We start from the raw sequence: 5,344 nt of genomic DNA, 5'->3' as shown, positions 1-5,344 counted from the left end.
CTGCCAAAGCTGTGACAACCTAAAAGGCAACGGCGATATCCTGCGCAATACCGTCATTGGCTTGGCAGCGATGTCTGACCCTGATCTTGCTGGATGGATCGGAGACCATGTGACGTTTCCGAACTCGATGGTGGATTGCATTGTGCCCGCGACGGGCGCGACCGAACTGGCGCTCGTGCGTGGTTTTGGCATTGACGACAACGTGCCCGTCACCCATGAAAATTTCCGCCAGTGGGTGATTGAGGACAAGTTCTGCGCTGGTCGCCCTGATTGGGACAGGGTCGGAGCGACATTCACAGACGACGTTCACGCATTTGAGGCCCAAAAACTTCGCCTTTTGAACGCAGGCCATCAGATCATTGCGACCGCCGGTGAAATGCTATCGATTGAAACAATTTCCGGCAGCATGGCGCACCCGCTCATCGCGGGCCTGTTTCGCAAGATCGAAGTTGAGGAGATCGTGCCGCATGTGGCTGCTGTTCCCTCAATGACACCGCCGGGGTATGTCGACCTCGTTGAACGCCGATTTTGCAACGCTGAGATTTTTGACACCACGCGTCGCGTTGCCTTCGACGGATCATCCCGTCACGCTGGTTTTCTGCATCCAATTATCCGGGACGCCCTTGGCGCCGGCACCCCTATTGAAGGGTTGGCGCTGGTTGAGGCGCTTTGGGCAAGGATGTGTGCCGGACGACGCGAAGATGGCAGCGCCATTGCACCGAATGATCCGTTCTGGGATGACTTGGGGATGGCCGCGAAAGCCGCGAAAATCGACCCGCAGGCATGGCTCGCTCAGGCGCAATTTTATGGCGAATTGGGTGACAATCCTCGCTTTGCAGCAAGTTTCGCCCGTTGGCTGTCGCTGATCTGGGAGCAAGGCACGCAAGCCGCCCTTCAAACCTATCTGGAAAAGTAAAACCATGCGCGCAATTGTATTTGAAAATCGCAATGTTGTCTCAGTGCAGGAACGCCCTGATCGCAAACCGGGCGCGGGCGAAATTCTGATTGAAGTCCATGCCAGCGGCATTTGCGGCACAGACCTTGAGGTGTTGCACGGAAATTACGGCACCTCGGCATATCCACTGACTCCGGGCCATGAATATGCAGGTCTCGTGGTCGAGGTTGGGTCGGACGTGAGCGTTGTGAAAGTCGGGGACCGCGTTGCTGTCGATCCAAACCTTGAATGTGGTCACTGCTCTGCCTGCAAGCGTGGTTGGGCGCATCTGTGCGAAACGTTGGGTGCCTATGGGGTCACGACAGACGGTGGTTTTGCAGACTACAGCGTCGTGCAGGCCAGCCATGTGCGCGACATCGGTGACATGCCGTATGATATCGCCGCGCTGGCCGAACCGTTGGGCTGCGTGATGAATGGCTTGGACGCGGGCCAAGTACACCGCGCCAACAATGCGCTGGTGTTTGGGGCGGGCCCAATCGGGATATTGATGGCCATCGGGATGCGCCTTGCTGGAGTGAAGGACGTATCCTTGGTCGATATCGATGAAAGTCGCCTTGTCTTAGCTGAAAGCTTTGGCTTCAAAGGCGTCGCTTCTGGGAGCGATAATCTGACGGCAATGCACCAAAGTGTCGACCTCGTTGCAGATGCGACTGGTGTGCCAGCAGTCGCAGGCAAACTAACCAACTACATCGCCAACGGCGGAGTTGGATTGTTCTTTGGCGTCTGCCCGCAGGACGCAAAGATTGAGGTCGCTCCGTTCGAACTGTTCCGTCGCCAAATCACTTTGGCCGGATCACACTCGCTAAACCACAATATTCTTCAAGCGTTAGAAGGTCTTCGCACTTATGACGGCGATATCGCGCGGGTCGTTTCGCATCGTATGTCCCTTGATGAAATAGCAGACGTGTTTACTGGCAACGTGCCAAAAGGCAGCCTGAAGATTCAGTTCATAAGATCCTGAACTGACCGTTCTGGGTATCTCCCTTGCGATTTCTCATTTGCACGCCGAGAGACAAGACAAAATCGCTCTGGCTTTCGGAAAATAGCGACGGGTAATAAGCCTCATTCGTTTCTGATCTCTCTATCCAGACATTCGCCGCAATACAGAAAATTGGAAGAATGGGCTCTCTGCGGTCGTTCTCTGCACGCAAAACAAATGGCTGCTTTCCCGTAAGGCCGGGTTGGCGCATGGTTTGTCAGAATGCCTAGATATCGATCCGCCACATCCTATAGCGCTCCTGCCCTGTCACCTCGCGGATCAAACCGCTTTCTTCCATCCACCCCAGATTGCGTTGAATAGCGGCGCGACTTGCTCCGATCACGGATTCAGCCACTGGGGCGGAGACCAGTGGCCACTGAGAGAAAGTTTTTCGCAAGGCAACCGGCGTGCGGCCAGACAATTGCGACATGATGTTTTTTGCCCGGAGGGTCCACGCTTCGATATCGTCAAGTGTTCGCATCGCCGTTAGAATTGCGCTGTTCATCCCATCCAACCAGCGTGCTAAGCGTTCGGTTGGCGAGCCCGAGACACGCAGCCCCCCTGCCCCGCCCATAGCCAGCGGCGCGAAGACGGCGCCGCTTCCGTCGCAGACCGCGATCCTGGACGCGGTGACGGCGGCTTCGATCTGGTCGCCGTGCTGTCCGAGGCCCGCCAGACTCCAGAGATGAAAGCCCATGCAAGCCCGGGTGATTGGGTGGAGCTCGGCTGCGGCTGACATGACATCCAGCCATCCGCCCGCGCGATCCTCGAAACGCTCAGTGCTGTCTTCAATGTTTTTGGGATCGCGGCGATCCAGGAAGGCGGCCAAGTCACCGTTTGGTCCGGGACCGCCTGTCAGGCGTCGAACAGCCCATCCAACTCTTGCCAGGGCATTTGGGTCATCCTGTGCGCCCGAAAGCCGCATCGATACCCAGAGCGCCAGACGATCAGAACTCACCCGATCCCCTGCGAACCAGCTAAGATCCGCCGCCTCGATAAGAGCGAGGCGCTGCCGCCAGCCTTCCGGCCCGCGCAGCAGCCGGTCATCCAGAGCTCCCAGGCGTCCAGCCACTCTTGCCAGTCGCGCAGCGTGGACACTTTCTGCCTTTGCCCAGTCTTCGATGACAGCAGTGTCTGGCGGTTCCGCCCGTGGCCCGGGAGGCAAATCATCTGGTTCTTCATCGAGTGGTCCCGGCAGAAACCAGAGATCCTCTTCGTGAGCTTCTTCATCCTCCTCGATGGTGATGAGGGGGTCATCGAAATCATCAGTCAAAGCGGATGCTTGGGGCTTCATATGTGCAAAATACTGTTCTTTTGCACATTACCCAAGTGATTTTGTGGCGGTTGCCTTTGTTCTTTATATAGTATGCGCGCGCGACTGCCGGTGGAACCTCTCAGATCGCGCTCAGCGCAAGGAAACCAAGGGTTTTTGGATTAGCACGACGAGAGAGCACTTACTTGCATTCGTTTACAAACGGTCGTTTAATAGCGGTATATGAAATTGCAAACGGCCCGATTTCATGCCCCTGATAGGCTATGCGCGCGTCTCCACCGAGGATCAGACCCCCCTGCCCCAGTCTGAGGCCCTGCAAACTGCGGGTTGCGTCGAGATCTTTGAAGAGCACGCCTCGGGCGGCAATCGCGCGCGTCCGGTGCTTGCTCGTGTGCTCGAACGTGTCCAGAGCGGCGACACGCTGGTCGTCGTGCGGATCGACCGGCTTGCGCGATCTCTGTCGCACTTGCTGGAGGTGATCGAACGTCTGGAGGCAAAGGGAGCTTTCTTCCGCTCCCTGCAGGACCCCATCGACACCGCTTCCCCGCAGGGCAAGTTCACATTGCAGGTTCTAGGCGCCGCCGCCGAGTTCGAGCGCGCGCTGATACGTGAGCGCACAAAGGCCGGGCTTGCCTCTGCGCGCGCCAAAGGGCGCGTTGGTGGCAATCCTGGATTACGCGCCAAGGATCCCGCTGCGCTGCGCAAGGTGCGGCTGGCGCGACAGGACGGCTACATGGAGCGCCTCAACGAGACCGCGCAGGATTGGGTGCCCCATGTGCGCCGCTTGCGGCCGGATATGGCCTGGGAAGACCTGCTGCGGATCATCAATGGCCCCCTGCCCCCAGATCGCCATTGGACACAAAGCCGACTGCTCCGCGCTGTGAAGGCATATGTGCGCGACGGGTTCCTTCCTGCCGAGGTGCTTGGCCGCGCCGGACGCCGCGAAACCGATGACCGCCTGCCGGCCATCGTCGCAGCGATCAAAGGCGCGGACCCCGACATCACGCTGCAGGCGATCTGCGACCGGCTGGAATCGATGCGCGAACGCACCCCGCGCGGACGCGCCAGCTGGCAGCCGTCGTCCGTGAGGATGCTGCTGGAACGCGCGGAGAAGTTGGGCTTGCTGAAGTGCGCGCAATAAACACAACCTTGCAAATCTTCCAACTCATGGAACGATTGCAAGGTTGCAGCCCATTTTCTGGTCAGGTGAATGGATTGATGACGCGTAACTGATCTTCGACCAGCAATCCGTCGTGCATATCTTCGCTCCACAAAGTCGTGCATCCAGCAATAAGAGCGGCCGACACAATCATCGCGTCATAGACCGAAAGCTGGTATTTTTCTGCCAAAGCTCGGCCCACAAGATGGGTTTGCACAGACAGGTCCTCGACTGGACACAAGGATTGGACCCCTGCGAGAAAAGTGCCGGTCTCCTCCCAACTGAGACCGGCTTTCCTCCGGCAATTGACCATCGCTTCGTTCAGCACCTGCACACTGATCCGCGGCCCCTGCCCCAGGATGTTTTCCGCCCGATCCGCCTTTGGGCCGTCGTCAAGAAGGTAAAGGACGACATTTGTATCCGCGAATTCAGCGCTCATGCGCAGCGTCGCGGCTCAGGCGTGCGTCCTTGGATAGCTTTCCGCGAAACCGCCTTAGCCCTTGCAGGACTTCATCGGCGCGAGGTTGGCGCTGGACAAGCAAAGTACCGTCGTCCTTTACCAGGTCGATCTGGTCGCCTTCCTTCAAGCCGAGTTCCCGCACAAGATCCGCGGGTAGCCGGACGGCGAGGGAGTTTCCCCATTTGGCAACTTGCATCTTGTCCTCTCCGGTGTGGATAAACATCAAATCAAGTATATCCAAAGCCATCAAAAGGCAAGCTTTGGTTCGTCCAAGGCATTTCGCGCATCTGCACCTGGCGCAGCACAGTTTCTCCCCGTTAGGCGCTTGCCGATGTGTATTAGACTTAGTCCAAGAGTGGTCTTCCGCTACCCTGCAATATCACCGAAAGAATGGCAGCCAATCGTGGACAGCGACTTTGGCCCTCGGTTTGCCTCCCGGTTTGGGTAGGTCGCATGAGTGCCATGTCGCAGCCGTCGTCCCTTCCTTGTCGGTTTTCGCACCCCCCCTCCCCTGCCCC

Annotated in this window: 6 protein-coding genes; 3 read left to right on the top strand and 3 right to left on the bottom strand. The window is 58.0% G+C overall.

From position 1 onward, the window contains the following. Together ACFDSS_RS13220 and ACFDSS_RS13215 are read left to right on the top strand one after the other, a co-directional pair. Positions 1 to 916: mannitol dehydrogenase family protein (locus tag ACFDSS_RS13220; RefSeq protein WP_375256198.1), on the top strand; the 916-nt coding region annotated here is incomplete at its 5' end. A 4-nt stretch (positions 917 to 920) separates the two neighbouring features. Next, positions 921 to 1,916, top strand: a complete 996-nt coding sequence (locus tag ACFDSS_RS13215) for an alcohol dehydrogenase catalytic domain-containing protein (protein ID WP_375256197.1) — start codon at positions 921 to 923, stop codon at positions 1,914 to 1,916. A gap of 244 nt (positions 1,917 to 2,160) precedes the next feature. Here the strand turns inward: ACFDSS_RS13215 and ACFDSS_RS13210 are convergent, their stop codons facing one another. Then, positions 2,161 to 3,228: a hypothetical protein gene (locus ACFDSS_RS13210; RefSeq protein WP_375256196.1), complete on the bottom strand. Its 1,068-nt coding sequence runs from the start codon at positions 3,226 to 3,228 to the stop codon at positions 2,161 to 2,163. Between the two features lie 226 nt (positions 3,229 to 3,454). Here ACFDSS_RS13210 and ACFDSS_RS13205 point away from each other — a divergent pair, with 226 nt between their 5' ends. Further along, entirely contained in the window at positions 3,455 to 4,348 is an 894-nt protein-coding gene (locus tag ACFDSS_RS13205; RefSeq protein ID WP_375256195.1) for a recombinase family protein, read from the top strand. A 61-nt stretch (positions 4,349 to 4,409) separates the two neighbouring features. Here ACFDSS_RS13205 and ACFDSS_RS13200 read toward each other — a convergent pair whose 3' ends face one another. Beyond that, positions 4,410 to 4,805 carry a PIN domain-containing protein gene (locus ACFDSS_RS13200; RefSeq protein WP_375256194.1) on the bottom strand — a complete coding sequence of 132 codons (396 nt, stop codon included), beginning with the start codon at positions 4,803 to 4,805 and terminating at the stop codon, positions 4,410 to 4,412. Further along, the gene (locus ACFDSS_RS13195; protein WP_375256199.1) at positions 4,795 to 5,022 is read right to left on the bottom strand and encodes an AbrB/MazE/SpoVT family DNA-binding domain-containing protein; all 228 of its coding nucleotides are present in this window, start codon (positions 5,020 to 5,022) and stop codon (positions 4,795 to 4,797) included. The genes ACFDSS_RS13200 and ACFDSS_RS13195 overlap by 11 nt, the downstream gene beginning before the upstream one ends. Between the last annotated feature and the right edge of the window lie 322 nt (positions 5,023 to 5,344).

Source organism: Yoonia sp. (genome assembly GCF_042093035.1).
GTDB lineage: Bacteria > Pseudomonadota > Alphaproteobacteria > Rhodobacterales > Rhodobacteraceae > Yoonia.
Note: the sequence above shows the minus strand (reverse complement) of the source record. Positions and strands in the feature narration are given on the sequence as shown.